The organism is Vogesella perlucida, assembly GCF_979366545.1.
In genome coordinates, this window is the sequence record NZ_CEETRO010000069.1 from 1 (window position 1) to 270 (window position 270).

Below are 270 nucleotides of genomic sequence, written 5' to 3' on the forward strand. Positions count from 1 at the left end.
GGCCTAGACAGCCAGGATGTTGGCTTAGAAGCAGCCATCATTTAAAGAAAGCGTAATAGCTCACTGGTCGAGTCGTCCTGCGCGGAAGATGTAACGGGGCTCAAACTGATAACCGAAGCTGCGGATGGGCACATTAATGTGTCCGTGGTAGGGGAGCGTTCTGTAGGTCTGTGAAGGTGGTGGTGTAAACCCTGCTGGAGATATCAGAAGTGCGAATGCTGACATGAGTAGCGATAAAGCGGGTGAAAAGCCCGCTCGCCGAAAGCCCAA

General features: G+C 52.6%; 1 rRNA gene. It reads left to right on the forward strand.

Annotated elements, in window-relative coordinates:
* Window positions 1-270 (forward strand): 23S ribosomal RNA (locus ACZ9XP_RS17965); the annotation flags it as partial.